Consider the following 26,660-nt stretch of genomic DNA (forward strand, 5'->3'; position numbering starts at 1 on the left):
CGCTTCGAACAGCCCTGCCCACAGCCAACCGACAGACAGTACGAAAGCAACATCAGGCACCACCGCGATCCCCGACCAGCGCTCCGGCGCTGGCGGGGGCGCCGCCACCGACACCCGGGTGTGGCGGGCCGGCAAGCTCGAGCCGATGCCGATCCGCGAACTCCCCAAGGCACCGCCCTCGATCCACCTGCTCGGCCCGACCGTGTTCCTCGTCGCACTCGGCGTGGGCATGGGCGAGTCGTACATGTGGCCCCGGCTGGTCCTGATCTTCGGGCCGGAGATCCGGTGGCTGTTCCTGATCGGCGTCACCCTCCAGGCGTTTGTCATGCTGGAGATGGCCCGGTACGCGATGGCCACCGGCGAGAGCATCTTCTTCGGTGCCGCCCGGGTGTTCAAACCACTGATGTGGTTCTTCTTCAGTGTGGCGATCCTGGTCTACATCTGGCCCGGACACCTCTCCACCGGCGCCGCCGCCTTCGAGGAGGTGACCGGCATACCCTGGACAGTCTCGGCGTGTGTCGGTCTGATCCTGGTCGGCATCGTGTTCAGCCTCGCCAAGGTGATCTACCCGCTGCTGGAGAGCCTGCTCGGCATCCTGATCGGCGTCCTGGTGGTCGGCACCGCGGTGGTCGCCTCGATGGTCGGCCAGTGGAGCGACGTCACCCAGACCCTCAGCGGCATGTTCCACTTCGGCTACCTGCCGGACGAGGCGATGTCGGCGACCTGGTTCCCGGTCATCGTCGGTGCGATCGCGTTCGCCGGCCCGTCCGGCATGCAGCAGATGTGGTACACGCTGCACCTGCGTGACTCCGGCGCCGGCATGGGCGCGCACATCCCGAAGGTCCGCGGCCTGCGGCACGCGGGCGAAGAGGAGGTCATGCCGTCCCGAGGGTTCATGTTCGACACCGAGAACCCGGAGGAGATGAAGAAGTGGAAGGGCTGGCGGCGGTGGGTGACCTTCGACGCCCTGCTGCTCTTCTGGGGTGTCACGATGCTGGTCACCATCTCGTTCACCGTGCTGGCCCAGACCGCCGTCCGGGAGAACCCGAGCGTCGGGGACGTGATCCGGGACGGTGAACGTGAGGCGGCGCTGACCGCCATGGCGGACGCCTTCGCCTCGGCCGGCGCGCCGGTGCTGCACGGCATCTTCCTCGGCTTCATCGCGCTGATCGGCCTCAACGCCACCCTGGGTCTGTTCGACTCGTTCTCCCGGGGCCAGGCGGACATGACGTACCACTTCGTACCGGGAGCCAAGCGGTTCGGTGTGTCGAAGCTGTACGCCGGCTTCCTCTGGGGCGTCATCGCCTTCGGCATCCTGATCCTCAACTTCGGTCCCGCGGACGGTCCGGGCGCGATCCTGGACGTGCTGGCCTTCCTCTCCACCTTCGCGATGGGCGCGTACTGCGTCGTCCTGCTGCTGGTGAACAACCGGATGTTGCCGAAACCGATCCGTCCGAACATCCTGCAGAACGCGGTGATCGGCTTCGGGGCGGTCTTCTACCTGGGCATGCTGATCTACAGCCTGGTCAGGTTCGGTGTGGTCATTGACTGAGCGACGGAAGGATTTGGCATGACCATCCGTCTGCGACACCTGGCGGAGCTCATCGCGCCAGGCGCCGGAATCGGTGCGGTCGCCGGAGTGGCGGCCGTCGGGCTGGCCCTGGCCGCCGGCCAGCCGGTCGGCTGGGCCCTGGCGACCGGGTTCGGGCTGGGGCTGCCGATGGTCCTGGCCGGCGCCGGCTTCGGACTGCTGCTGGCGAACGGAATCCTGTCGCCGGGGGTGTTCGCGCCGACGGCACTGTTCTGGCTGGTGGCGTTCCCGCTCACCCGGCTGTCCCACGAGGTGCTGGCCGGCCTGCTCATCGCAGGCCGGCCGGCCCTGCCGCCGGACGTGTTCGGCTTCCTCGTCTACCAGGCGCTCATCAGCGTCGGGTTCGCGATCGGGTTCAGTTGGCTGCACGAGCGGATCGCGCCGCACTGGTTCCGCCGGATCCAGCACCACAACCCCCGGGCGGAGCGGCTCTACCTCTTCTACCTGCGGCACGCGGAGGCGCAGTGGAAGGCCCGGGAGAGCCGGCGGCGGGCCCGGGCGACCGCCCGGGCGACGGGCCGACCGGCCCTGTCTCGAACTGGCCCCAAGGAGTAGTCAATGAATCTACCGGTCTGGGTGTGGGCCGTCACGATCGGCGGCTTCCTCGTGATGATCGCCTTCGACTTCTACCTGGTCGCCCGTAACCCACGTGACCCGTCGTTCCGGGAGTGCGTCGGCTGGGTGAGCTTCTACGTACTGGCGGCGGTCGTCTTCGGGTTCGTCATCATGGGAACCCAGGGCACGACGTACGGCGGGCAGTTCTTCGCCGGCTGGCTCACCGAGTACTCGTTGAGCGTCGACAACCTGTTCGTGTTCGTCATCATCATGAGTCGGTTCGCGGTACCCATCAAATACCGGCAGAAGGTGCTGCTGATCGGCATCGTGCTGGCGCTGCTGATGCGGGCGGTCTTCATCGCGGCCGGGGCCCAGGCCATCACCCGGTTCGACTGGCTGTTCTACATCTTCGGCGCGTTCCTGATCTACACCGCGATCAAGCTCGTCGGCCCGCAGCACGAGGACGAGTTCTCCGAGAACGTCGCGCTGCGGACGATGAAGCGGGTCCTGCCGACCACCGACGGCTACCGCGGCTCGTCCGTGTTCGCCCGGGTGGACGGCCGGATGATGGTGACGCCGATGTTGATCGTCATGATCGCCATCGGTACCACCGACCTGCTCTTCGCCCTGGACTCCATTCCGGCGATCTTCGGCCTGACCCAGGAGCCGTACCTGGTCTTCACCGCGAACACCTTCGCGTTGATGGGCCTGCGGCAGCTCTACTTCCTGATCGGCGGGCTGCTGGACCGGCTGGTGTACCTCAGCAAGGGCCTGGCGATCATCCTGGCCTTCATCGGCGTGAAGCTGGTGATGGAGGCGCTGCACCACGACGGCGTCTCCTGGGCGCCGGAGGTGCCGATCGCCGTCTCGCTCGGGGTCATCCTCGGCACGCTGGTGATCACGACGGTGGCCAGCCTGGCGGTCTCCCGGCGGGAACAGCGGGAAAGGCCGACCGCCGCCACGGTGGGGACGGAGGCGGAGACCTCCGGTACCCCGGATCCCGTGGCGGCGGAGCGGGACAAGGTCTGATCGGCATGCTCGGTCAGACCATCGGATCCCGGTCTGACCGAGCTGCCCGTCAGACCCTGGCCAGGTCTTCGTCCGAGGCGGAGCTCCGGAGGAAGCGCTCGATCTCCTCGTCGCTCGGCCGGGCGGCCCGACGCTGGTTCTCCAGCGCGGTCGCCAGGCCGAGCCCGAGGGAGCGGCCGTCGGCCGAGAAACCGGTCGGCAGGGCCAGCCGGTCGCTCAGGCGGGCCAGGGAACGTGAGAACGTTCGCCAGGTGGTCATGAGATCACTCCTGATTGATTGGTCTTCCCGGGAAACGACGCTTCCCGGGACCGTGCGCACCGGACCGGCGGCATCGTGCCCGCGGTCCGGTGGTCCGGCAGGACACCCGGATGTGCCTGGTGGGGCCGGGCACATACCGGGTCGCCGGGTTGGCCGTCGCCACGTTCTGTCGGGTGGCGGCGGAGTCTGTCGCCGGATCGGCCGCTGACGGGGGATACCCGTGGCGACCGGACGGGGCCGCGGCGTTGCGTCCCGGATGGTGGTGTCAACGGTACGGATCGCCTCCTGTGTGGAGCTACCCGGTGCCGTTCCACCACAAACCTGCTCAGTGCTCGTCCTGTCCGATGACAGGCGTTCGTCTTGCGCTTCCAGGATACCGCCTTCGGTATACAAAAGACGATCTAGTGACCAAAGCCACCACCGGCGCCTTGGACGGACTCCGTGACCAGGTCGGAGCCGCGTACCGACGGCTGCCCGGAAAACGTCTCTGCTACCCCCTAGACACCCTGCTGTTACATGGTCCACGATTATTGCCTACCCCATACGGTATGCACTTCTAGAGGACAGCGAGGGGGAAGGACGTCGCTTCCCGTGCGCGCTTCCGTGCGGTGCCGTCGTCGCCGTCGCCCGGCCATGTCATTCCGACGATCGGTCGCTAGACTACATACTGTATACAGAAGTCGCACGACCATGATGGAGGACTCTGATCATGACCACCGCTTCCCTCCAGGAATCAGAAGCTGGCGGCGTCGTAGGTGCGGGGAAACTCACCGATGGGATCCATCTAGTCGTCGATGCGCTCAAGCTCAACGAGGTTGACGCCATCTACGGCGTCGTCGGCATCCCGATCACCGACCTGGCCCGCCTGGCGCAGGCGTCCGGCATCCGCTACATCGGTTTCCGGCACGAGAGCGCCGCCGGACACGCGGCGGCGGCGGCCGGGTTCCTGACGAAAAAGCCGGGAATCTGCCTGACGGTGTCCGCGCCGGGATTCCTCAACGGGCTGGTGGCCCTGGCCAACGCCACCGTGAACTGCTTCCCCATGGTGCAGATCTCCGGATCGAGTGAGCGACACCTCGTCGACTTGCAGCGCGGCGACTACGAGGAGATGGACCAGCTGGCGGCGGCCCGACAGTTCGCCAAGGCGGCCTACCGGGTGCACCGGGCGGAGGACATCGGCCGCGGCGTGGCCCGCGCGATCCGTACCGCCGTGTCCGGGCGCCCGGGTGGGGTCTACCTCGACATCCCGGCCGCGGTCCTCGGCGAGGTCATCGACGCGGACCTGGGCGCGGCGTCACTGTGGCAGGTCGTCGACCCGGCACCGCGTCAGGTGCCCGAACCCTCGGCCCTGGACCGGGCCATCGAGCTGCTCGCGGGCGCCCAGCGGCCGCTCGTCGTGCTCGGCAAGGGCGCCGCGTACGCCCAGGCGGACGACGAGATCCGCCAGTTCGTCGAGCTCACCGGTGTGCCCTACCTGCCGATGTCGATGGCGAAGGGCCTGCTGCCCGACGACCACCCGCAGTCGGTGGCCAGTACCCGGTCCCTGGCGCTGCGCCGGGCCGACGTCGTGATGCTCGTCGGTGCGCGCCTGAACTGGCTGCTCGGACACGGCGACGCACCGCAGTGGAACCCCGACGCCAAGTTCATTCAGGTGGACATCGCCAGCACCGAGTTGGACAGCAACCAGCCCATCGCGGCGCCGCTCGTCGGTGACGTCGGCTCGGTGATGCAGGCCCTGATCGAGCGGACCAAGCCTGGCCAGATCACCGTCCCGACCCAGTGGCGGGACGAGCTTTCGGCCCGCTCGGCGGCGAACGTCGACAAGATGGCCAAGCGTCTCAAGGCCGCCGAGACGGCACACCCGATGAAGTTCCTGGGCGCACTCCAGGCCATCCGCGACGTCCTCGCCGAGAACCCGCAGGCGTACGTCGTCAACGAGGGCGCGAACGCGTTGGACCTGGCGCGCAACACGATCGGTATGCGGGTGCCACGGCACCGCCTGGACAGCGGCACCTGGGGCGTGATGGGCATCGGCATGGGATTCGCGATCGCCGCCGCGGTCGAGAGCGGAGACCCGGTCGTCGCCATCGAGGGCGACAGCGCGTTCGGGTTCAGCGGCATGGAGATCGAGACGATCTGCCGCTACAACCTCCCCGTCGTCACCGTGGTGCTGAACAACAGCGGCGTCTACCGCGGCGACGACGCGTCTCCGTCCGGAGACCCGGCACCGACCGCCCTCCGGGCCCGCCACGACGTCATGATCACCGCGTTCGGGGGCAAGGGCTACCGGGCGACGACGCCCGAAGAGGTCACCGCCGCCCTGCGCGAGGCCCTGGCACTGCGCCAGCCCGCGCTGATCGACTGCGTCATCGACCCCACCGACGGCACCGAGAGCGGCAACATCGCCCACCTCAACCCCAAGGGCATCACGGTCCAGCGCTGAGATCGACCACCCCTTACCCCACGGTGCGCCTCGATGACCGGGGCGCACCGCAGCGTCGGCGTCGGCGAGGCCGGCGTCGGACATCTCGCTCGGGCGCCTCGGCAGGCAACGCCCGCCGCCGCGACGAACCCCTGGTACGGGTCGGCGGCCGGCCGACGCACGGCCGTGGCCAAGAACGGAGGGCTCGGATCCCCATGTACACAGTTACCGACCCAGCGACGGGTGAACTGATCGAACAGATCGAGAACGCGACCGACGAGGAGGTCCGGGAAGCGATCGACCGCGTCCACCGCGGGTACCTGTCGTGGCGGCGCCGGCCGGTCGCCGAGCGGGCCAAGATTGTGTCACGGGCGGCGGACCTGTTCGCCGAGCGCGCCGACGAGCTGGCGGCGACGATGACGTTGGAGATGGGCAAGCGGATCAACGAGGGTCGCGGCGAGATCGGCGTGGTCGTCGACATCTTCAGGTACTACGCCGACAACGGTCCTTCGCTGCTGGCCGACGAGCCACTGGAGATCAAGGGCGGCAGAGCCGTCATCACCAAGAATCCCATCGGGGCACTGCTCGGCGTGATGCCGTGGAACTTCCCCTGCTACCAGATCGCCAGGTTCGCGGCGCCGAACCTGGTCCTCGGCAACACGATCCTGCTGAAGCACGCCTCGATCTGCCCCCGGTCGGCGGCCGCGTTCGAACGGGTACTGCACGACGCCGGGGTGCCCGAGGACGCGTACGTGAACATCTTCGCGTCCAGCCGGCAGATCCCCGGGATGCTCACCGACCCCCGCATCCAGGGCGTCTCGCTGACCGGCAGCGAGCGGGCGGGCATCTCGGTCGCCGCCGAGGCCGGGAAGAACCTGAAGCGCGTCGTCCTGGAGCTGGGCGGTTCCGACCCGCTGATCCTGCTGGACACCGACGACATGGACCGGACGGTGAAGGCCACCGCGACCGCCCGGATGCGCAACTGCGGCCAGTCGTGCAACTCGCCGAAGCGGATGATCGTGCTCGCCGACATCTACGAGGAGTTCGTCGACCGGCTGACCAAGTACGTGGCGGAGACCTTCGTACCGGGCGACCCCAGCGACCCCGCGACGAAGTTGCCGCCGCTGGCGTCGGTCGCGGCGGCCGACGAGGTGGCTGGTCAGATCGAGAAGGCGGTCCGGCAGGGTGCGACGCTACGCACCGGCGGGCGGCGCATCGACCGGCCTGGCGCCTATCTCGAGGCCACCGTGCTCACCGACGTGACCCCGGAGATGGACGCCTACCACGAGGAGATCTTCGGCCCGGTTGTGCTGATCTTCCGCGCGGAGACCGAGGAGGAGGCGGTCGCGATCGCGAACGACTCGCCGTTCGGGCTCGGCGCCAGCGTCTGGGGCACCGACCCGGACCGGTTGCGCCGGGTCGCCGAGCAGATCGAGTCCGGCATGGTGTACCTGAACAGTGCCGGTGGGTCGCAGGCCGACCTGCCGTTCGGCGGGATCAAGCGCTCCGGGGTGGGCAGGGAACTCGGCGCGGCCGGTATCGAGGAGTTCATGAACAAGAAGTCCATCCGCCTGTAACACCCGCCGCGGCCGGCCCACGGGATCAAAGAGTTCCGCACGGGACCCGAGTCACTTCGGTGACGCGGGCGGCGGGGGAGACCGTGGTCCGGTCGCTCAGCGGCCCGGTTGTCCGGAGAGGGCGGCGGCGATGCCGTTGAGCACGTGGTCCAGCCCGTACTGGAAGCGTGCGTCGGGGGACAGGTGGGCGACGCGTCCCTCCCGGATCGCGCGGTTGAACATCGGGTACCGACCGGATTCGACCACGTGTCTGACGTACGGTCCGACGTACTCGCCCATCCACTGCGCGCGGTCCATGCCGGTACGCCGGGCCTGGTCGAGCCAGCCGATCTCGTCGCGTACCGCGCTGGCGACGTAGTCGCCGACCATGCCGCACAGGCTGGTGATCTCGTCGATGTGCAGGCCGAAGCCGTCCAGGGCGCGCATCGCGAAGTCGTAGACCCGGAGCGAGTGGGGTCCGAGGGTGGGGCGTCGGGCGAGGGTGGCCTGCCAGGGGTGGCGCAGGCCCACGGCGCGGGTCTGGTGGGCCATCAGCGAGAGATCGGCCCGCCAGTCGCCGCCGGGCTGTTCGGGCAGGTCGATCTCGCCGACGACCGCGTCCACCATGAGGTCGATCAGGTCGTCGCGTTTCGGCACGTACCGGTACAGCGACATCGCTCCGGTGCCGAGTTCCTGCGCGATTCGGCGCATGGTCGCCGCGTCGAGCCCTTCGGTGTCCGCGATCCGGACGGCAACCTCGGTGATCTGTGCACGGCTGTAGCCGGGTCGCCGGCCGGGACCGGACCGCTCGACCCGCTCCGGACACAGCCAGATGCTGACCCGACTGTTGTCGGACATCACATCCTCCCTTCTCTTGCGTACATCGTACCCGAATAGCTAGCGTGTATTTCGAGTACGACGTACGCGATTGCTGTCGGGTACGAGAGCGGATCGTCCGATCCCACGTTTGTGCTGGAGGACCAACCATGTCCGACAACCGGCTGAGACTTGCCGTCATCCTGGGCAGCGTCCGTGACGGACGCTTCGGCCCCACCGTGGCCCACTGGTTCGTGGGCGAGGCCGAGCACCGCGACGACGTACTGGTCGACCTGATCGACCTGGCCGACGCGCCGATCGGTCCGGAGGCGCCGTCGATGTCACCGTCGGCACAGGCGCTGCGCGCGCTCGGCGTCCTGACACCGCGGCTGGAGGCCGCCGACGCCTTCGTCGTGGTGACCCCGGAGTACAACCACAGCTATCCGGCAGCCCTGAAAAACGTGATCGACTGGCACAACGCCCAGTTCCGCGCGAAGCCGGTGGCGTTCGTGTCGTACGGCGGGCTCGCCGGCGGACTGCGTGCCGTGGAGCATCTGCGGCTGGTCTTCGCGGAACTCCACGCCGTCACGACCCGGGACACGGTCAGTTTCCACAGCGCCTGGACGCAGTTCGACGGCGAGGGGAAGCCCAAGGACCCACAGGGTCCCGTGACCGCCGCCAAGACCCTGCTCGACCAGGTGACCTGGTGGGCCCGGGCCCTGAAGCAGGCCAGGGCCAGCTCTCCCTACCAGGCCTGAGGCAGGCGCGACAGACCACGCGACACATCGAAAGGCGCAACAGTCATGGGCACACTTGCCGGCAGGACGGCGTTGGTCACCGGCGGCAGCAGAGGGATCGGCCGGGCGATCGCCCAGCGCCTGGGACAGGACGGAGCCCGGGTCGCCGTGCACTACGGCAGCAACGCGGCGGCGGCCAAGGAGACCGTCTCGATGATCGAGGCGACCGGTGGGCAGGCCTTCGCGGTACGCGCCGAACTCGGCGTACCCGGAGACGTCGCGACGCTCTGGGCGGAGTTCGACGCGCAGGCCGAGGGTCTGGACATCCTGGTCAACAACGCGGGGGTGCTGGGCGACCAGGGGGAGATCCGGGAGGTGAGCGGCGCCGCCTTCGACCGGGTGTTCGCGGTCAACACGCGGGCGCCGTTCTTCGTCACCCAGCAGGGGCTGCGACGGCTGCGGGACGGCGGCCGGATCGTCAACATCTCCACGATGCTGACCCGCGGTTCCGCCATGCCGAGGTCGATCGCCTACGCCATGTCCAAGGGGGCGCTCGACGTGTTCACCGCGACCCTGGCCAAGCAGTTGGCGCCGCGTGCGATCACCGTCAACACCGTGGCGCCGGGCGTCGTCGAGACCGACATGCACCAGGGGCGCCTGGTCGGCGACGCCAGGACGTGGTTGTCGTCCCTGTCGCCGATGGGCCGACTGGGCACACCCGAGGACGTCGCCGACACGGTGGCGTTCCTCGCCTCCGTGGACAGCCGCTGGGTGACCGGCCAGTGGATCGAGGTCTCGGGCGGAACCCTGCTCTAGCCGGTGCCGCCCGTCAGGGTGACGAGGAGCCCTTTCGCGAGCGCGACGCGGGGGCTCCTCCTCAGGCCAGGGCCTCCCGCTCGGCGGCCTCCTTGCGCCGCTGGTGGTAGCTCTCCCGGGTGCGCTCGGTGTGCTTGCGCATCAGCTCGGCGGCGCGTCGGCTGTTCCGGCCGGCGATCACCTCGATCAGCGCCGCGTGCTCGTCCCAGGCCTCCCGGCCCCGGGACTGGGCGATGGGGGCGTAGTACCACCGCACCCGACGGTCCACCATCGCGATCAGCTCGGCCAGCACCTTGTTGCCGGACATGCTGACCACGTACGCGTGCAGGGCGGCGTTCGCGGCGACCAGGCCGGCCTGGTCGTTGTCGCTGAGTGCCTTCTCGCCGGCCGCCTGCAACTCGTGCAGCCGCTCGACGTGTTGGTCGGTGACGTGCTTCGCGGCCAGCCGGGCGGACTCCGTCTCCAGCAGGGTGCGGGTGGCGAGCAGTTGGTCCGCCTCCTCCTCGGTGGGCACGTGCACGAAGGCGCCGAGGGCGGGACGCAGGTCGACCCAGCCCTCGCTCTGCAGGCGTTGCAGCGCCTCCCGGACGGGTTGCCGACTGACGCCCAGCTGGGCGGCGAGCTCGTTCTCGACGAGGTGCTCACCCGGTTGCAGCTCCCGGTTGATGATCATTTCGGCGATGACGTCATAAACCGCCTGGCGCAGCGGTGCGGGACGCTCCAGCGGCTGCCGCGCGGCCCGGCTCTGGCCGCGGGTGGCGGCGAGCCGGCGGCGCCCGCCGCCGCTGGCACCTGGCGAGGTCGAGCCCCCCCAATCGGTCATCGACTACCTCCGGCTGCGAAAGAACGAATCGGACGCTGCCGCGTCCGAACTGGTCTATAGCATACAGTCGTCGAGATGCAATGATGTCGCCGGCGGTACGTGACCGCGGCGACTTCCGGCGGAATCGGCACCCGCTGAACAACTGCTCCCGGATCTTTCCGGGCGGTGCCGTCGGGGCGGACGGCCCCGGCCGCCCGCCCCGACATTGGGTTCGACGATGTTGAATGTGGACGACCCGGCGGGCCCTCGGTCCGCCGGGCCCCGGAAATCAACCGGAGACGCCGTCCCGGTACTCGATCTCCGGCACCGGCTCGAACTCGTTGACCTTCGCGATGCTGAGGCCGTGTGCGGTGTTGGCCTCCCGCTCGATCATCACCTCGACCAGCACCGGACGGCTGGTCCGCCGGGACTCCTTGCTGGCCCAGGCGAGCGCGTCGGCGATCTCACCCGGTTGGGTCACCCGACGCCCGGAACAGCCGTACGCCTCCATCACCTTCACGTTGTCCGTGCCGTACTCGTCGTAGTGGATGTCGACCTCGTAGTTCATCTCGTAGCCGATCTCGGCCTGCCGGATCAGCCCGAGATACTCGTTGTTCAACATCACCAGGACGAACGGGATGTTGTACTGCGCGGCCACCGCGAGTTCTTCGACCAGGAACTGGAACGAATAGTCGCCGACCACCCCGACCACCTCGGCATCGGGTTTCGCCGACTTCACCCCGATCGCCGCCGGAATCTCCCAACCGAGCGGACCGGCCTGGCCGCAGACCTGGTAGTGCCGGGGCTTGAAGACATTCTGGAACTGGCCGGACCAGATCTGGTAGAGGCCGATCGCGGTGACGAAGTAGGTGTCCGGGCCGAAGAATTCGTTGATCTCCCGGAACACCCGGGGGGCTTTGATCGGCACCGAGTCGAAGTCGTCCCGGCGTACCAGCGTCCGGCGCAACTGTCGGACCCGGGCGACCCATTCGGCGCGGTCCGGCAGTGCGGCGCGGCGCCGGGCCGCGTCGCGTAGCGCGGCCAGGAACGCCCCCGTGTCCGACACCACGCCGAGGTCCGGGCCGAAGACCTTGCCGAGCTGGGTCGGCTCGATGTCGACGTGGATGAACTTCCGGCCGGCCCGGTACGTCTCCAGGTCCCCGGTGTGCCGGTCGCCGAACCGGGCGCCGAGCGCCAGCACCAGGTCGGACTCCAGGAACGAGGCGTTGCCGAAGCGTTGGGTGGTCTGGATGCCGGTCATCCCGGCGAACAGGTCGTGGTCCTCCGGGATCGCGCCCTTGCCCATCAGGGTGACCTGCACCGGCACGGTCAGCAGCTCCGCGACCTCGCGCAGCAGGTCGGTGGCCTCGCCGATGATGACGCCACCGCCGGCCAGGATCAGCGGACGCTCGGCGGCCAGCAGCATGTCGAGGGCGCGCTCGACCCGGGGCAGGTGCGGTTCGACCACCGGCACCGGCAGCGGCGCGTCGATCGAGGCGTCCCACTCGATCTCCTGCCGTTGCACGTCGATCGGCAGGTCGATGAGCACCGGCCCGGGCCGCCCGGAGCGGGCGATCCGGAACGCCTCCCGGAAGATCCAGGGCGCCTGGGCGGCCTCCTTCACCTGCACCGCCCACTTCGTCACCGGCTTGGCGATCTCGACGATGTCGACCGCCTGGAACGCCTCCTGGTGCAGTTTGCTGGTCGGCGCCTGGCCGGTGATGCAGATCATCGGGATCGAGTCCGCCTGGGCGGTGTAGAGACCGGTGATCATGTTGGTCCCGGCCGGCCCGGAGGTACCGATCGCCACCCCGACCCGGCCGTTGGTCCGGGCCCAACCGTCCGCCATGTGGGTGGCGCCCTCCTCGTGGCGGACGATCAGGTGCCGCATGTCGGTCTTTCGCATCGCGGCGTACAGCGGCAGGATCGCCGCGCCGGGGCAGCCGAAGACGACGTCCACGCCCTCCGACTGGAGCACCGCGACGACCGCGTCCATGCAGGGAATCTTGGCCATGGGTTCAGACCTCCGGGTAGTGGGCGTGGGTCGGGAAGTTCCCGTAGCGACGTTCGTCGGCCGGACCCTCGGTCACCGCGTGCACCAGCAGCGCGCCGCCGACGAAGGCGCCCCGCCAGGAGGCGCCCCGGCCGCCGAACACCTCCTGCCGGTCACCCCGGGACCGGGGCCGGTTGATGCCGACCTTGAACGCCTGCAGTTCTGCGCTGAGCCGCTGCGCGGTCGCCTCGTCGTCGCAGGCCAGCGACGCGACCAGGGCACCGTTGCTGGCGTTCATCGCGGCCAGCAGCTCCGCCTCGGTGTCGACCAGCACGATCGTGTCGACCGGCCCGAACGGCTCGGCGTGGAACAGCGGCGAGGAGGGCGGCGGGGCCAGGATCGCCACCGGCGCCAGGTACGCCGACCGGTCCTGGTCGGGCAGGAAGTGGCCGTCGTCCAGCGAACCTCGGTACAGCGGCACGCCGCCCTTGGCGATCGCCGCGTCGACCGCGTCGGTCAGCTCCTTGACCTTGGCATCGTTGATCAGCGGCCCGAAGTCGAGGTCCGGGAAGCCGTCCTGCCCCGGCTCGACCGCCAGCGGGTGGCCGAACCGGACACTGCGTACCGCCGGCAGGTACGCGGCGAGGAACTGGTCGAAGAGCGACCGCTGGACGACGTAACGCGGGTACGCCGTACAGCGCTGTTTGGCGTACTCGAAGGACCTGCGGACGTTACCGGCGAGCAGCTCCCAGTCGCTGAACTCCCAGATGCCCCAGCAGTTGAGCCCCTCCTGCTCCAGTACGTGGCGCTTGTCGGTGTTGAGCAGTTCGGCGGCGACCTGGCCGCCGGCGCCGCGACCGCCGACAAAAAAGACGCAGCTGATGTCGGGGGAGTTCACCAGCACCGGGGAGAGCGCGGCGCCTCCGCCGCTGACCAGGGTGAGCGGCAGGTCGTGCCGGGCGGCGAGGGCGAAAGCCAGGGTCAGGCAGCTCACCCCGCCGTCGGTCGGGGCCTTGGCCACCACCGCGTTGCCGGCGAGCACCTGCACCAGCACCGAGTGCATGATGACGCTCATCGGGTAGTTCCAGCTGGAGATGTTGCTGATCGGACCGGGCAGCGGGGTGCGGCCCTCGACCATGCGGTCGATCTCCTCGACGTACCACCGCACGCCCTCGACGCAGCGGTCGACGTCGGCGGTGGCCAGCCGCCACGGCTTGCCGATCTCCCAGACCAGCAACAGGGCCAGCAGGTCCCGGTGTTCGGTCAGCGTGTCCAGCGCGGCGGCGACCCGGGCCTTCCGCTCGGCGAGCGGGACCCGGGCCCACTCCCGGTGCGCGTCGGCCGCCGCCCGTACGGCGGAGGTGGCGGTGGCCGCGTCGAGCCGGGGCGGGCCGGCGATGGTCGTGCCGTCGACCGGTGAGGTCGCCGGGACGGGCTCCCCGTCCCGGCGCCACTGCCGGCCCCAGTAGTTGAGCAGACGGTCGGGGCGGAACGCCTCCGGTGCCACCTCGACGCAGCGGGCGTAGCAGTCCTGCCAGGCGGTACCGGGTTTGGGTATCAGGGGCACGGGAGCCTCCAGGGCGTCGGGTGTCCTGTGGGTGGACGGGCTCGCCGGGTCCGGGACGGGGATCAGGTGGTCCGGGACGCCGGCATCCCGTCGTGGTGCTGACCGGCACCGGGTCTGCGGTGCGGAGACGAGCTGGCGAGTCTGCATACAGTATGCGGTCGGCACTTACAGTGCAAGACTCTGCGGATCGCCCGCCGGGGCCGGCGGGTCGGCCCGCCCGACGGGGGAGAGGGTCAGGCTGCCCGTACGGCCGGGGTCTCGGCCTGTCTGGTCACCATGGTCCGGCCGAGCAGGTCCGTGGCGGAGTAGATGGTCCGCAGGGTCGGGGCGGGTGCGCCGGTGATGTCGGCCATCTCCACCACCGCCGCCGCGATCGCGTCGAGTTCCATCTCCTTGCCGGCCTCGAGGTCCTGCAGCATCGAGGTCTTGTGGTGGCCGACCCGCTGGGCGCCGTCGATCCGCTTCTCGATGGAGATCTCCGGTGTGCTGCCGACCCGGTGCGCGATGTCGAGCGTCTCCTCCATGATCTGTTCGATCACCCGCCGGGTGCCGAGGTGCTCGCACATCTCGACCATGGTGGCCCGGGTCAGCGCGCTGAGCGGGTTCAGCGCCACGTTGCCCATCAGCTTGATCCAGATGTCGTCGCGGAGGTGCCGCTCGACCGGGCACTTCAGGCCGCCGGCGATCATCGCCTCACTGAACCGTACGCACCGTTCGGAGACCGTCTCGTCCGGCTCGCCGATCGAGAACCGGGTCCCCTCCAGGTGGCGGATCACCCCCGGGGACTCGATCACGGTCGCCGGATAGACCACACAACCGATGGCCCGTTCCGGCGCCATCACGGCCGAGGTGGCGCCGTCCGGGTCCACCGCCTCGATCCGGTGGTTCTCGTACGGCCCGGCGAGCTTGTGGAAGTACCACCACGGAATGCCGTTCTGTCCGGCCACCAGTGCGGTCTCCGGTCCGAGCAGCGGGTCGAGCAACGGCCCCGCCGAGGCGTACGAATGGGCCTTGAGGCCGAGGAACACGTAGTCCACCGGTCCCACCTCGGCGGGATTGTCGGTGGCGTGTGGATGGGCGGCGAAATCCCCCCGTGGACTCAACACCCGGACCCCTCGGGTCCGTAGTGCGGCCAGGTGTGCCCCACGGGCGATCAGATGGACGTCCACTCCGGCGCGGCACAGGGAGGCGCCGACATAGGCACCGATCGCACCGGCTCCGAGCACTGCAACTCGCACGGGCAGCTCCCTTCACAAAGGACTTACCTGTATGCGTTATGTTGAGTACAGTATGCAATTACTGGTGAGGCTGGCAAGCCTTTGAGCTGCCGCCCCAGGTCAACCTGTCTCTTTCAACGGCGATCGCCGATGCGCTTTCCTGTCCACGATCCCGAACGCGGGCATGGCTGAGAACGGGCCGTCGACCCGGCGACGCCTGAGGGCCCGCGCCGGCCGTCCACCGGCACGGGCCCCACCGCTCCGGTGGATGATCTGCCAGCCCTGCCCCCGGGGCGGGTACGCCGTCCGGCCCGCGAAGCGGTCGCCGAACGGTCACGCCTCTACCCCAGGGTGGTCGACCGGTGTCGTGGGAACAATGAGCAATCCCCGAACGGTCGATCGGCCATACCTATCGTCACTGGTCAGACGGCTCGACCGGGGACGAGCCGGTGCCGCGACGGGGCCGGGGCGCCGCAGGGGTGCCGAGGGCGCCGGCCACCCCCGCCGGCACCAGCGCGTCAATGTCGGACTGCAGGTCGAGGTCCTCCGCCACCCGGATCAGCGCGCTGGTCACCAGCGGCTGCGGATCACGGTCCAGCACCAGCAGCCCGACCGTGCTGGTCGCGGTCGGCTCGACCAGCGGCAGCACCCGGGTGCCGGGCGGTACGCCCAACAGCCCCAGCCAGGCCTGCGGAATGACACTCGCCCAGTTCCCGCCGCGCACGTGTGAGCAGAGCGTGGAGACCGAGTTCGTCTCCATCCGGGGGGTGACCGCCACCCCGGCCCGCAGGAACAGGTCGTCGAGGATCCGCCGGTGCTGCATGTCCGGGGTGAGCAGGCACAGCGGGAGTCCGGCGACCTCCGCCCAGCCCACCTCGGTACGGTCGGCGAACTCGCCCTGACTGGTCAGCAGGACGTAACGCTCGTCGTAGAGCGGTATGGTCCGGAACCCGGTGAGCGGCTCACCGGTGAGGTAGGTCAGCCCGGCGTCCAGTTCGAAGTCGATCAGACGACGATGGATCTCGGCGGAGGTCAGGGAGAGCACCGTCAGACTGGTCCCCGGATGCCGTTCGCAGAACGGCCCGGTGAGCAGCGACACCGGCGGCAGCGAGGCTGGCACGGCACCCAGCCGCAACCGTCCGGTCAGGCCCTGGTGGCTGGCCCGGCCGAACTCCGCGACCAGTTGGTCCCGGTCGGCGAGCAGCCGCCGCGCCCAGGCCAGCAGGCGTTCACCCTCCGGTGTGAATCCCTCGAACCGGTGCCCCCGGCGCACCACCGAGACACCGAACTCCGCCTCCAGCTTGCGGATCCCGTCCGAGAGGGTGGGCTGGCTGACCCAGCAGGCCGCCGCCGCCCGACCGAAGTGTTCCTCCCGGGCCAGTGCGGTGAGGTACTCCAACTGGCGAAGGAACATCTGGCCACCTCTCCATGCCGCGCCGCCCGATCCCGGTCCGGGCCAAGCATCGCACCCCGGGTGGGGTCGGACCGGCGCGAGATCCACCGCCCCGGGAGGCGGCGCGCCCGGGATGCCGGAACGGTCAGCCCCCGGTGGCGGCCGTCGTCGAGATCGGGAACCGGTCGATGTTCTCCTCGACCCAGCTGCGCAGGCGTGCCAGCGGTTCGCAGGCGTCCCGCCCGAGCGGGGTCAGCGAATACTCCACGTGCAGCGGGACCGCCGGATAGATCGTCCGGTTGACGAGGCCGTGCTCCTCGAGGCGGCGAAGGGTCTGGGTCAGGACCTTGGGGCTGATGCCCTGCAGCCGGGTCCGGATCGCACCGAACCGTTGTGGACCCGGTTCCAGGGCGCCGAGGGCGAGGCTGCTCCACTTGTTCGCGAGCAGGTCGAGCATGTCCCGGCAGGGGCAGGCGGCGGCGTAGACGTCCCGGGGGCCGCAGGTGTCGGTCGGGGTGACGGGCATGGGGACGATGGTAGTACCCGATGGAAACCATGGTCCCTTGACGGTAACTACACGCTGGGGGATAGCGTCGGCCTCATGACCGAACTGATGCCCGCGGTCGGCTACCGACGTAGCCTGCCGATCACCGACCCCGAGAGCCTGATCGACGTCGAGGTGCCGGTACCCACACCCGGCCCGCACGACCTGCTCGTCCGGGTGGAGGCCGTCTCGGTGAACCCGGTCGACACCAAGGTCCGCACTCTCAACGACCCCGGTGGCGAACTGAAGATCCTCGGATACGACGCGGCCGGGGTGGTCAGCGAGGTCGGCGACCAGGTGACCCGGTTCGCGGTCGGCGACGAGGTCTACTACGCCGGCTCGATCGGCCGGCCGGGCACCAATGCCCGGTTTCACCTGGTCGACGAACACGTGGTGGGACACAAGCCGAGAAACCTGAGCTTCGCCGAGGCGGCGGCGTTGCCGCTGACCACCATCACCGCCTGGGAGAGTCTCTTCGACCGGTTCCGGCTCACCGAGGGCAGTGACGGGACGCTGCTCGTCCTCGGCGCGGCCGGCGGTGTCGGCTCGATGGCGATCCAGCTCGCCCGCACCCTGATTCCCCAGTTGACGGTGATCGGCACCGCCTCCCGGCCGGAGTCCCGCCAGTGGGTCACCGACCTCGGCGCCCACCACGTCGTGGGCCACCGGAACCTGGTCGACGAGGTCCGCGCCGTCGCGCCGGCCGGCGTCGACTACCTGATCAGTCCGTTCACCGCCGGCAACATCGAACGATTCGCCGAGATCGTCCGGCCCAACGGGCACATCGTGGCGATGGACGAGCCGGAGGGCCTGGAACTACTGCCGCTGAAGGCCAAGAGCATCAGCTGGCACTGGGAGTTCATGTTCACCCGGCCGCTGTTCCTGCCGACCGATCCGACCCAGCACGAGCTGCTGGAACGTACGGCGCGGCTGGTCGACGAGGGCCGGGTGGGCAGCACGATGACCAACGAACTCGGTCCGATCAACGCCGCGACCCTTCGGCGGGCCCACGAGATGCTGGAAAGCTGGTCGACCATCGGCAAGGTCGTCGTCGCTGGCTTCTGACACGCCCGGCGCCGGACCGTCCGGACGGACGTCCCCGCCGCGCGGACGCGGCCGGCTCCGCGAGGGGTCGCCCGGCCCGGTCCCGTCAACCCGTCTGTTCCGGCGCATCCGCCAGACCGGCCGGCGGTACCGGGGTACCGTCGGCCGGCAGCGGGTCGGCGAGTGACCAGCCGCCGGCCAGCAGCGCGTCGCAGGCGGCCAGCGCGGTGGCCAGGCGTACCTCGGGCGGGCCGGTGAGCAGGATGAACGGGGCTCCGGCGGCACGCAGTTCGGCCCGGAACCGGCCGGTCATCCAGGCCCGCAGGTGCGCGCCGTCGCGCAGCCCGTCGTCCTCGAACGGTACGTCCACGTGATCGGTGAGCAGGTAGAGGTCGGCCATCGCGGCGGCCTCCCGGACCGCCGGTGAGGTGGCGCCGAGATAACGCTCCTCCCAGACGGCGGTGGCCCGGGCGTCGGTGTCGCAGACCAGGATCGGCGCGCCGTCCCGGGCGGCGGTCTCCTCGGCGGCGTTCTGCGCCCGCACCACCTCCACGAAGTCCTCGGCGGTCCAGGTCACGTCGAACACGGTTGCGGCCGGATCGACCGCGCGGAGCGCGGCCAGCTTCCGTCCGGTCAGCTCACGGCCGTACTCCGGAACCCAGCGGGTGTCGGCCCAGACCCCGCCCCGGGCGCGCAGCGCGGCGGCGAGCGCGCGGGAGAGCGTGGTCGTGCCGGTCGACTCGGCACCGACCGCGACCACCCGGCGGGTGAACCAGGCCCGCACCGGCGGGGCGAGATGCCGCCAGTACGCGACCGGATCGGCCCGCACGGCGGTGCCGGAGACAGGTACCACGGCCCGGTCGCGGTCCACGCAGACGTGTGTCGCGGCGAACCGTCGGGCCAGTTCCTCGCCGTACGCCTCGGAGCTGAACACGGCGTCGACGGCCGTGTCGCCGACAGCCCGGCGGAACACCGCGCAGTGCGCCTCCCAGGCCCGGGGATCGGCGTAGTCGACCGGATGGTCGTCGACGACGCCGACGAAGCGCACCCACGGTGTCGCGGAGTGCACCTCGCGCAGCCAGCGCAGCCGGTCGGCGAGCGGGATGGACTCCACACTGGACGGTGCGACGACGACGGTCACCCGGGCGCACGCCGCCGCGGCGGTCCCGATCAACCGGTGGTGTCCGGCGTGCGGGGGATAGAACTTGCCGACGACCATGCCGTGGCGGAACCGGGATGCCATGCTCAGGTGAGCGCCGGAGTGCCGGCCGGCCCGACCGGGTCGACGGTCCGGCGCAGGTCGGCGCGCCAGGCCCGGAGGCCGAGGAGACAGAGGGCGAGGAACGCCAGGTAGAGGATCGCGGTCAGCCAGAGGTCCTTGTAGCCGTACAGCGGGATGTAGATCAGGTCCACGGTGATCCACAGCCACCAGCTCTCCACCAGCTTGCGCGCCTGCCCGTACGTCGCCATAAGGGACAACGCGGTGGTCAGCGCGTCCGGCAGCGGCACCGTCGACCCGGTGAAGCGATCGAGGAAGAACCAGAGGACGCCGGTCAGCACCACCCCGGCGACCGCCAGCCCCAGCCACTCGGTCGGCGTGGTACGCCGTACCCGCAGCGGGCTCCGGTCCGCCCCGCCGAACATCCAGTGCCACCAGCCGTACGCGCCGAGCAGCACGTAGACGATCTGCAGCCCGGCGTCGGCGTACAGCCCGGCCGACCAGAAGACCACCATCAGCAGCAGTACGTTCGCGATCCCGACCGGCCAGTTGGCGATGTGCTGGCGTACCACCAGGAAGACGCAGAGCAGGCCGGTGGCGAAGCCGAGCAGCTCCGCCCAGGACGTCGGCGCGCCGAAGAGGGTCAGCGCCGGTGAGGTGAGCCAGTCCAGCACCGTTCCTCCTTGTCAGCCGGGCGGTCGACACACCGTAACCGATCTTGGCTGGCGTCGGGGTGACGGTGCGGCTGGCGCCGCCGAGCGACCGGACCGGGGTCGGCGATTGGTGGGGGCAGTCGGGCAGCACCGGGCGGCGTGGGAGGTTCGCCGACAGTTCGGCCCACGTCGACCCGGGCAGCCGGAGAGGTCCGGCGATCCACCTCTCGATCTCGGGGGTGACGGCCGGATAGCGTGGCCCGATGTCCGATGTCTTCCGTGATTTCGTCGCCGACGAGGCGATGGCCCTCGACACGCTCGACCCGGCGGCTCCGCTCGACGACCTGGAGCCGTTGGCCGCCCGGCTGGCCGGCGCCCGGGTGGTGGCCATCGGCGAAAGCTCGCACCTCGTACGCGAGTTCACCCTGCTGCGGCACCGGATGACGCGGTTCCTGGTGGAGCGGTTGGGGTTCACCGTCTTCGGGCTGGAGTCGGGATTCAGCGAAGGACTGGCCGTGGACGACTGGGTACGCGGCGGTCCCGGTGACCTGGAGACCGTCGCCGACGACGGGATCACGTACACCTTCGGGCGGTGCCCGGAGATGCGCGCGCACCTGCGGTGGATGCGGGATGCCAACCAGGCCGGGACGACGCCCGTACGGTTCGCCGGGATCGACGTACCGGGCTCCACGGCTTCCCCGCTGCCGGCGATGCAGAACATCCGGCGTTACCTGGGTGTGGTCGACACTGACGCGGTCGACCTGGTGGACCGGCTGGCCGCGCTGATGGAGAAGTTCGCGGGCGAGCACCCGCTGCCGGCGTACGGCGCCTACTGCCAGCTCGCGGCGGCCGAGCGGGACGGGATCACGGCGCTGCTCGCGGAGCTGGCGATCCGGTTCGACGCGCTGGAGTGGGAGTACGTGCCGGCCGGCGGCGCCGAGTCGTACGAGATCGCCCGGCGCGAGGTGCGGCTGGTCTGCCTGCTGGACCAGTCGTTCCGGAGCACCGCCGCGCGGGCGGCCGGTGACACGTCGCACCCGAAGGTGGCCCCCCGCGACCGTGGCATGGCCGAGACGGTGTGCTGGCTGCTTGACCGGTTCGGCCCGGGGACGAAGGTCGTCGTCGGCGCGCACAACAGTCACATCCAGCGGGCCCCGGTCATCACGCCGACGTTCTCCCTGTCCGCGATGGGGCACCATCTGGCGAGCCGGTTGGGTGGCGACTATGTGGCGATAGCGGCGACCAGCACCGCCGGTCGTACGGTCACCCGCCGGGCCAACCCGGACCGGCCGGGCGGAGTGGAGATCGTCGGAGCCGACCTCGATCCGGCGCGGGAGGGCAGCGTGGAGGCGGCGTTCGCCCCCGGGTCGGGACTGCGGGCGGTCGACCTGCGCGGGGCACGGGGACGGCTGGCCGGTCCCGACCGGATCCGGGTCATGGACACCTACCAGGAGGTACGACTGCTCGACGCCTACGACCTGGTGGTGAACATTCCCGAGACCTCCACGACCGAGCAGGTCACCGGCTGACCGAGATGCTCGGTTCCGGGCTGCCCCGGACGCCGCCGTCAACCGCCCGCACACCGGGTGGCCGGTCCACTCGGCACGCCGCCCATGCCCGCCGCACATCGTCGTCCACCAGGCGGCGGGCGCCGATGGCGGCGGGCCGACAGGATCAGCCGAGCAGTATCGGGAGCAGATTCAGCGCGTTCACCGCACCGTGTACGACGATCAGCCACCACGGATTGCGGTACCGGGCCCACAGGTAGCCGACGAACAGCCCGAACCCGCCGTTGGAGGCGAGTACGACCGCGGTCACCTCCCAGAACGGACCGTCGCCGTACCGGTGGACGTGCATCGCGGCGAAGAGCAGGGCGGTCGCGGTGATCGCCGGCCACCGGCCGAGCAGCGCCTCCAGTCGGGTCTGCAGCAGCACCCGGTAGAACAGCTCCTCGGCGACGCTCGCGGTGACGAACGTGAACAGCGCGGCGACGGCCAGCTCCACCGGATCCCAGGCCTCGTAGCCGGAGAGGTCCTGCTCCCCGCCGAGCGGGCTGTAGAAGTGGAGGTAGCCCCAGGCTGCCACGGCGGGCAGCGGGCCGAGCCAGTACCAGCGCGCCGGGATGCGGGCGCGGTGTCGCCCGGCGGGCGACGGCGCCGGCCACCGGCGTACCAGCAGCCAGCCGGCGCCGAGCAGGAACAGCAGTTTGACCGGTCCGTACAGCAGCTCGCCGCCGGGCACGGACCACAGGGCCAGCGAGACCGCCGAGAACGCCACCGCGACCAGCACCAGCCCGGCTGCCTGTCGGACCAGCGGTCGCCGGTGTTCCGCCAGGGGGGTGGGCAGTGCCGGCAACCCGGGTGGCACCAGGCGGACCAGCAGCAGACCGACCAGCACCGGCAGGACCACGACCACCAGGGGTACCGCCCCGGCCTCCTCGTCGGCGGAGACGGCGATCCGGGTGTGTCCGGTGAGCAGTAGCGTGCTGGGCGCGGCGACGAGCAGTGTGAGGCCGACCCCGGTGAAGACTCTCGATCTCATCAGGTCAGGATCTGCCGGACCGTTCCCCGCCGGATCCGCAGCGGGAAGGACTTCTCACCACATCCTTCGAGGGACCCGGACCGGGACGGCGGGTGGATGCCGGACGGACCCGGAGGGCGGAAGCCGGGCGGCCCGGGTCATGCGAGGATGCCTCGATGTTCTCCGACTCTGACCCGGCGATCCGACGGACCCGTGCCGCGGACGCCACGCTGACCGTGACCTCGGGCGGGGTTCCGCTCGCCGACCAGGACGTGGTGGTGGCACAGCGGAACCACGCCTTCCTCTTCGGCTGCACCGGATTCGAGTTCATCCCGCTCGCCAACGGTGAACTCGTCCCGGCGCCCGGCGCCGGACCGGGCGGTGGCCAGGGGTCGCTGGGCGAGGCCGACTCGGCGCCCGTCGAACGGCTGGCCGAGCTCTGGCTCGACCTGTTCAACGTCGCGACCCTGCCGTTCTACTGGGGACGGTTCGAGCCGACCCGGGGGCGGCCGGACACCGAGCGCCTGCGCAACACCGCCCGCTGGTTCACCGAGCGGGGCTGCCCGGTGAAGGGCCATCCACTCGCCTGGCACACGGTGAGCGCCGAGTGGCTGCTGGAGCTCTCCAACGAGGAGATCGTCCAGGCCCAGGTGGACCGGATCCGGCGGGACGTCACCGACTTCGCCGGTCTGATCGACATGTGGGACGTGATCAACGAGGTCGTGATCATGCCGATCTTCGACAAGTACGACAACGGCCTCACCCGGATCTGCCGTGAGATGGGCCGGATCCCGCTGATCCGGACGGTGTTCGACGCTGCCCGGGAGGCCAATCCCGGAGCAACCCTGCTGCTCAACGACTTCGACATGTCCGCCGCGTACGAGTGCCTGATCGAGGGGGTGCTGGAGGCGGGGATCCGGATCGACGCGCTGGGGCTGCAGAGCCACATGCACCAGGGCTACTGGGGTGAGGAGAAGACCCTCGCCATCCTCGACCGGTTCTCCCGGTACGGCCTGCCGATCCACTTCACCGAGACCACCATCGTCTCCGGCGACCTGATGCCGGCGGAGATCGTCGACCTCAACGACCACCAGGTCGACGAGTGGCCCAGCACGCCGGAGGGTGAGGAGCGGCAGGCGGACGAGATCGTCCGGCACTACCGGACCCTGCTGGCCCATCCGTCCGTCGAGGCGATCACCTACTGGGGGATGGCCGACGGCGGCTGGCTCGGCGCTCCGGGCGGTTTCGTCCGGGCCGACGGCAGCCCGAAGCCGTCGTACGAGGCGCTGCGCTCGTTGGTCAAGGGAGACTGGTGGCTGCCGCCGACCACCCTCCGCACCGACGGGGAGGGCCGGGTCCGGCTCACCGGTGCCCTCGGCGAGTACGAGCTCGGTGCCGCCGGCCGGTCGGCGACGTTCCGGCTCGACGCGCCCGGTACGACCTCGGTCGAGGTGGTGCTCTGACGACACGTCCCTGCCCGGTCGGCACTCGTCGTCGAATGCTGACGGGCATACGACACTTCGCTGTCCGATACCACATACGACGCTGAGTAGTTGCGCCTTCACGCTCATCCGTGCACTCGGCCGGAACCGGCGGCGCCCCCTGCCGCCGTACGACATCTCCAGTCTCTTCTGGTTTCTCCGCCGCCCGGCTCCGCCTGGCCGGGATCCGGAGCTGTCGCCGGCCGCCACCAGCCATCCTGGAGGTACGGATGAAACGAAGGCTTCTCGGCGGCACCGGGCTGACCGTGGCCGCGCTCGTCGTCGCGACCACCGGCCCGGCCGCCGCCCACCCGAGCAACGACAACCTTCCCGGCGGTACGAGCATCAGCGTCTCGATCACGACGCCGGCGAACGGATCCGTTCGCCCGCCCGGCCCGGTGCCGGTGCAGGGCACGGCGTCGATCGGTACCGGCGTGCCGGTGGCGAACACCGCACTCATCTACGTACTGGACGTCTCCGGCAGCACCGACGACCCGACCGTGACCGGGTGCGGCGGGGACCAGAACGGCGACGGCCGGGCGAACCGGATCCTCGACTGCGAGATCGCGGCGGCGCGGGAGTTGAACAACCAGGCGGTGGCCACCGGCACCGTCGGCGACGTGGGCGTTGCCGTCTTCGCCGAGAACGCGGCCACCGCCGACGTCACCCCGGGCGGCGGCGACGACCTGATCACCGGCCCGACCAGTGACCTCGACGGCGCCGGCGGTCGCGATGTCGACCAGGTGCTCACCTCGGCCAACTCCTCGGTGAGCGGAGACGGCGGACTCACCCGGTTCGCCGCCAGGTCGGTAGGGAACCTCACCAACTTCGCCGCGGGCGTGCAGAACGCGACCGCGGTGGCGGCGGCGTCCGACGAGCCGCGGAAGATCGTCGCGTTCGTCTCGGACGGCGTCGCCACGGCCGGCGGCAACGTCGGCGGCCCGTTGGCCAGCGTGCCGGCGAACGTCGACATCTTCACGTTCGCGGTCGGTCAGGGTTCGACCTGCGACAACACCGGGGGCGGCAGGGGCAGCCTGCAACAGATCGCCGATGCCACCGGCGGCGAGTGCATTCCCGTCCCGGACGTCGCCGACCTGCCCGACATCGTGCCCGGCGTGATCGCCTCGGAACTCACCACGCTGACGATGTCGGTCAACGGCGGCACGCCGGTCCCGATCACGGACGTCACCCCGGCCCTGCCGGAGAACGGTCCGGCATCGGTGAACTACAGCACCAGCACCGCCGCGCTGGCCGCCGGCTCCCACCAGATCTGCGTCACCGCCAACGGTACGGACGGCGGCGGCGCCGGCGACGTCACGGACTGCCACACCGTGGTGGTCAACGCCCCGCCGACGGTGGACGCGGGTGGGCCGTACGCCGGCCAGGAGGGCACCGCGGTCTCGCTGGCCGGGGAGGTGGTCGACCCGGACGGTCCGAGTCTGGGCACCGCCTGGAGCTACGCCCCGGCGTCCGGGGTGGACGCGGGCGCGACCTGTTCGTTCGGTGACGCGGCCGCGTTGGCGACGACGGTGACCTGCACCGACGACGGTGTGTACGAACTGACCCTGACGGCGGACGACAGCGTCAACCCGCCGGTCGAGGCGACGGTCACGTTGACCCTGAGCAACGTCGCACCGGCGGTGACGGTGTCGGCTCCGGCCGACGGCGCCCTCTTCGCGGTGGGTGCCCCGGTCACCTTCACCGCGCCGTTCACCGACGTCGGCACGAACGACAGCCACACCTGCACGGTCGACTTCGACGACGGCACCCCGGTCGCCCCGGGCACCGTCAACGAGGCGCCCGGCGCGGGAACCTGCGCCACGACCCACGCCTTCACCGCGGTCGGACCGCACGACGTCCTGGTCCGGGTCACCGACGACGACGGTGGCTCGGCCACCGACGTGGTACGGGTGGTCGTCTACCTGCCCGGTGGTGCCTTCGCCATCCAGGCCAGCGGCCTGCTCACCGTGCCGCGTACCCCGGACGTCACCTGCCCGCCGGACGAGGCGCAGACCCAGGCACTGCTCAACACTCCGGTGGGAAGCGTCAGCGCGTTGAACGCGAGCTGCACCGTGGACCCGGAGACGGGACGGACGGAGGCGTCCGCCTCCATCGACCAGGCCAGCCTGCTGGCGGGCCTGATCACGGTGACCAACATCGAGAGCAGCTGTGTCGCCGACGCCGACGGCGTGACCCGCTCGTCCAGCGTCGGCACGATCAACGGCATCCCGATCGGGCTGGGTTCCGGGTCGATCAACGTCGGTCTGGTGCAGGTCTTCTACAACGAGTCGAGGACCAATGCCCAGGGCCAACTGGTGCGCAACGCGATCCGGGTGGTGAAGCCGCCGACGCTCATCATTCCCGGACAGGAGATCATCCTCGCCAGCTGCCGACTCGGCTGAGCGGCCGGTCGTCGGACGACCTGGTGAACTGACGGCGGGCAGGG

The 26,660-nt window shown here is 70.2% G+C and carries 22 protein-coding genes; 11 read left to right on the forward strand and 11 right to left on the reverse strand.

The annotated features are described in order from the left end of the window. The first annotated feature begins 145 nt into the window (after positions 1-145). The 3 genes from V1633_RS09940 to V1633_RS09950 are packed head-to-tail and all read left to right on the forward strand — an operon-like array spanning position 146 to position 3,175. Positions 146-1,552: an Nramp family divalent metal transporter gene (locus tag V1633_RS09940; RefSeq protein WP_331213933.1), complete on the forward strand. Its 1,407-nt coding sequence runs from the start codon at positions 146-148 to the stop codon at positions 1,550-1,552. Between the two features lie 18 nt (positions 1,553-1,570). Next, entirely contained in the window at positions 1,571-2,146 is a 576-nt protein-coding gene (locus V1633_RS09945) for a hypothetical protein (RefSeq protein ID WP_331213934.1), read from the forward strand. A 3-nt stretch (positions 2,147-2,149) separates the two neighbouring features. Continuing rightward, positions 2,150-3,175, forward strand: a complete 1,026-nt coding sequence (locus V1633_RS09950; RefSeq protein WP_331213935.1) for a TerC family protein — start codon at positions 2,150-2,152, stop codon at positions 3,173-3,175. Between the two features lie 49 nt (positions 3,176-3,224). On the opposite strand, the gene V1633_RS09955 is transcribed toward V1633_RS09950, so the two are convergent. Then, the gene (locus V1633_RS09955) at positions 3,225-3,434 is read right to left on the reverse strand and encodes a hypothetical protein (protein WP_331213936.1); all 210 of its coding nucleotides are present in this window, start codon (positions 3,432-3,434) and stop codon (positions 3,225-3,227) included. 709 nt (positions 3,435-4,143) lie between these two features. Between V1633_RS09955 and oxc the strand changes: the two genes are divergently transcribed. Together oxc and V1633_RS09965 are read left to right on the forward strand one after the other, a co-directional pair. Next, positions 4,144-5,877: an oxalyl-CoA decarboxylase gene (gene oxc, locus V1633_RS09960; protein ID WP_331213937.1), complete on the forward strand. Its 1,734-nt coding sequence runs from the start codon at positions 4,144-4,146 to the stop codon at positions 5,875-5,877. A 194-nt stretch (positions 5,878-6,071) separates the two neighbouring features. After that, positions 6,072-7,433, forward strand: a complete 1,362-nt coding sequence (locus tag V1633_RS09965; protein ID WP_331213938.1) for an NAD-dependent succinate-semialdehyde dehydrogenase — start codon at positions 6,072-6,074, stop codon at positions 7,431-7,433. 96 nt (positions 7,434-7,529) lie between these two features. On the opposite strand, the gene V1633_RS09970 is transcribed toward V1633_RS09965, so the two are convergent. Next, positions 7,530-8,270, reverse strand: a complete 741-nt coding sequence (locus tag V1633_RS09970; RefSeq protein ID WP_331213939.1) for a TetR/AcrR family transcriptional regulator — start codon at positions 8,268-8,270, stop codon at positions 7,530-7,532. Positions 8,271-8,398: 128 nt separating this feature from the next. Here V1633_RS09970 and V1633_RS09975 point away from each other — a divergent pair, with 128 nt between their 5' ends. Beyond that, entirely contained in the window at positions 8,399-8,986 is a 588-nt protein-coding gene (locus V1633_RS09975; protein ID WP_331213940.1) for an NADPH-dependent FMN reductase, read from the forward strand. A 45-nt stretch (positions 8,987-9,031) separates the two neighbouring features. After that, positions 9,032-9,781, forward strand: a complete 750-nt coding sequence (locus V1633_RS09980) for an SDR family oxidoreductase (RefSeq protein ID WP_331213941.1) — start codon at positions 9,032-9,034, stop codon at positions 9,779-9,781. A 61-nt stretch (positions 9,782-9,842) separates the two neighbouring features. Here the strand turns inward: V1633_RS09980 and V1633_RS09985 are convergent, their stop codons facing one another. From V1633_RS09985 to V1633_RS10010, 6 genes are all read right to left on the reverse strand, one after another. Beyond that, complete coding sequence (locus V1633_RS09985; RefSeq protein WP_331213942.1) at positions 9,843-10,604, reverse strand: GntR family transcriptional regulator; 762 nt, start codon at positions 10,602-10,604, stop codon at positions 9,843-9,845. A gap of 268 nt (positions 10,605-10,872) precedes the next feature. Continuing rightward, positions 10,873-12,597 carry a glyoxylate carboligase gene (gene gcl / locus V1633_RS09990; protein WP_331213943.1) on the reverse strand — a complete coding sequence of 575 codons (1,725 nt, stop codon included), beginning with the start codon at positions 12,595-12,597 and terminating at the stop codon, positions 10,873-10,875. A gap of 4 nt (positions 12,598-12,601) precedes the next feature. Further along, on the reverse strand, positions 12,602-14,143 hold the full coding sequence (locus V1633_RS09995) for an aldehyde dehydrogenase family protein (RefSeq protein WP_331213944.1): 1,542 nt from the start codon (positions 14,141-14,143) through the stop codon (positions 12,602-12,604). Between the two features lie 233 nt (positions 14,144-14,376). Beyond that, on the reverse strand, positions 14,377-15,381 hold the full coding sequence (locus V1633_RS10000; protein WP_331213945.1) for a 2-dehydropantoate 2-reductase: 1,005 nt from the start codon (positions 15,379-15,381) through the stop codon (positions 14,377-14,379). 394 nt (positions 15,382-15,775) lie between these two features. Continuing rightward, on the reverse strand, positions 15,776-16,774 hold the full coding sequence (locus tag V1633_RS10005) for a LysR family transcriptional regulator (RefSeq protein WP_331213946.1): 999 nt from the start codon (positions 16,772-16,774) through the stop codon (positions 15,776-15,778). Between the two features lie 124 nt (positions 16,775-16,898). Continuing rightward, positions 16,899-17,279, reverse strand: a complete 381-nt coding sequence (locus V1633_RS10010) for a winged helix-turn-helix transcriptional regulator (RefSeq protein WP_331213947.1) — start codon at positions 17,277-17,279, stop codon at positions 16,899-16,901. 75 nt (positions 17,280-17,354) lie between these two features. Here V1633_RS10010 and V1633_RS10015 point away from each other — a divergent pair, with 75 nt between their 5' ends. After that, positions 17,355-18,362, forward strand: coding sequence for a zinc-binding alcohol dehydrogenase family protein (locus V1633_RS10015; protein ID WP_331213948.1), 1,008 nt, complete (start codon positions 17,355-17,357; stop codon positions 18,360-18,362). Between the two features lie 85 nt (positions 18,363-18,447). Here V1633_RS10015 and V1633_RS10020 read toward each other — a convergent pair whose 3' ends face one another. Both V1633_RS10020 and pnuC read right to left on the reverse strand, forming a co-directional pair. Next, on the reverse strand, positions 18,448-19,584 hold the full coding sequence (locus V1633_RS10020) for an AAA family ATPase (protein WP_331213949.1): 1,137 nt from the start codon (positions 19,582-19,584) through the stop codon (positions 18,448-18,450). Between the two features lie 2 nt (positions 19,585-19,586). After that, the gene (pnuC, locus tag V1633_RS10025; RefSeq protein WP_331213950.1) at positions 19,587-20,234 is read right to left on the reverse strand and encodes a nicotinamide riboside transporter PnuC; all 648 of its coding nucleotides are present in this window, start codon (positions 20,232-20,234) and stop codon (positions 19,587-19,589) included. A 242-nt stretch (positions 20,235-20,476) separates the two neighbouring features. Here pnuC and V1633_RS10030 point away from each other — a divergent pair, with 242 nt between their 5' ends. After that, entirely contained in the window at positions 20,477-21,742 is a 1,266-nt protein-coding gene (locus V1633_RS10030; protein ID WP_331213951.1) for an erythromycin esterase family protein, read from the forward strand. Between the two features lie 145 nt (positions 21,743-21,887). On the opposite strand, the gene V1633_RS10035 is transcribed toward V1633_RS10030, so the two are convergent. Continuing rightward, positions 21,888-22,754 (reverse strand): CPBP family intramembrane glutamic endopeptidase, encoded by an 867-nt coding sequence (locus V1633_RS10035; RefSeq protein ID WP_331213952.1) that lies wholly within the window; start codon positions 22,752-22,754, stop codon positions 21,888-21,890. A 155-nt stretch (positions 22,755-22,909) separates the two neighbouring features. Here V1633_RS10035 and V1633_RS10040 point away from each other — a divergent pair, with 155 nt between their 5' ends. Beyond that, positions 22,910-24,196 carry an endo-1,4-beta-xylanase gene (locus tag V1633_RS10040; RefSeq protein ID WP_331213953.1) on the forward strand — a complete coding sequence of 429 codons (1,287 nt, stop codon included), beginning with the start codon at positions 22,910-22,912 and terminating at the stop codon, positions 24,194-24,196. A gap of 248 nt (positions 24,197-24,444) precedes the next feature. Beyond that, the gene (locus V1633_RS10045; RefSeq protein WP_331213954.1) at positions 24,445-26,616 is read left to right on the forward strand and encodes a choice-of-anchor P family protein; all 2,172 of its coding nucleotides are present in this window, start codon (positions 24,445-24,447) and stop codon (positions 26,614-26,616) included. The last annotated feature ends 44 nt before the right edge of the window (positions 26,617-26,660 follow it).

The organism is Plantactinospora sonchi (assembly GCF_036422035.1).
GTDB classification, from domain to species: Bacteria; Actinomycetota; Actinomycetes; order Mycobacteriales; family Micromonosporaceae; genus Plantactinospora; species Plantactinospora sonchi.

What these genes read in the sequence shown, in the direction of transcription:
- V1633_RS10020 (WP_331213949.1), bottom strand. Translation starts at nt 19,584, where the DNA reads ATGGCATCCCGGTTCCGCCACGGCATGGTCGTCGGCAAGTTCTATCCC.
- V1633_RS09970 (WP_331213939.1), bottom strand. Translation starts at nt 8,270, where the DNA reads ATGTCCGACAACAGTCGGGTCAGCATCTGGCTGTGTCCGGAGCGGGTC.
- V1633_RS10040 (WP_331213953.1), top strand. Translation starts at nt 22,910, where the DNA reads ATGTTCTCCGACTCTGACCCGGCGATCCGACGGACCCGTGCCGCGGAC.
- V1633_RS10035 (WP_331213952.1), bottom strand. Translation starts at nt 22,754, where the DNA reads ATGAGATCGAGAGTCTTCACCGGGGTCGGCCTCACACTGCTCGTCGCC.
- V1633_RS09965 (WP_331213938.1), top strand. Translation starts at nt 6,072, where the DNA reads ATGTACACAGTTACCGACCCAGCGACGGGTGAACTGATCGAACAGATC.
- V1633_RS09940 (WP_331213933.1), top strand. Translation starts at nt 146, where the DNA reads ATGCCGATCCGCGAACTCCCCAAGGCACCGCCCTCGATCCACCTGCTC.
- V1633_RS09980 (WP_331213941.1), top strand. Translation starts at nt 9,032, where the DNA reads ATGGGCACACTTGCCGGCAGGACGGCGTTGGTCACCGGCGGCAGCAGA.
- V1633_RS10010 (WP_331213947.1), bottom strand. Translation starts at nt 17,279, where the DNA reads ATGCCCGTCACCCCGACCGACACCTGCGGCCCCCGGGACGTCTACGCC.
- V1633_RS09985 (WP_331213942.1), bottom strand. Translation starts at nt 10,604, where the DNA reads ATGACCGATTGGGGGGGCTCGACCTCGCCAGGTGCCAGCGGCGGCGGG.
- V1633_RS10015 (WP_331213948.1), top strand. Translation starts at nt 17,355, where the DNA reads ATGACCGAACTGATGCCCGCGGTCGGCTACCGACGTAGCCTGCCGATC.
- gcl (WP_331213943.1), bottom strand. Translation starts at nt 12,597, where the DNA reads ATGGCCAAGATTCCCTGCATGGACGCGGTCGTCGCGGTGCTCCAGTCG.
- V1633_RS09950 (WP_331213935.1), top strand. Translation starts at nt 2,150, where the DNA reads ATGAATCTACCGGTCTGGGTGTGGGCCGTCACGATCGGCGGCTTCCTC.
- V1633_RS09955 (WP_331213936.1), bottom strand. Translation starts at nt 3,434, where the DNA reads ATGACCACCTGGCGAACGTTCTCACGTTCCCTGGCCCGCCTGAGCGAC.
- V1633_RS09945 (WP_331213934.1), top strand. Translation starts at nt 1,571, where the DNA reads ATGACCATCCGTCTGCGACACCTGGCGGAGCTCATCGCGCCAGGCGCC.
- oxc (WP_331213937.1), top strand. Translation starts at nt 4,144, where the DNA reads ATGACCACCGCTTCCCTCCAGGAATCAGAAGCTGGCGGCGTCGTAGGT.
- V1633_RS09975 (WP_331213940.1), top strand. Translation starts at nt 8,399, where the DNA reads ATGTCCGACAACCGGCTGAGACTTGCCGTCATCCTGGGCAGCGTCCGT.
- V1633_RS10045 (WP_331213954.1), top strand. Translation starts at nt 24,445, where the DNA reads ATGAAACGAAGGCTTCTCGGCGGCACCGGGCTGACCGTGGCCGCGCTC.
- V1633_RS10030 (WP_331213951.1), top strand. Translation starts at nt 20,477, where the DNA reads ATGTCCGATGTCTTCCGTGATTTCGTCGCCGACGAGGCGATGGCCCTC.
- V1633_RS10005 (WP_331213946.1), bottom strand. Translation starts at nt 16,774, where the DNA reads ATGTTCCTTCGCCAGTTGGAGTACCTCACCGCACTGGCCCGGGAGGAA.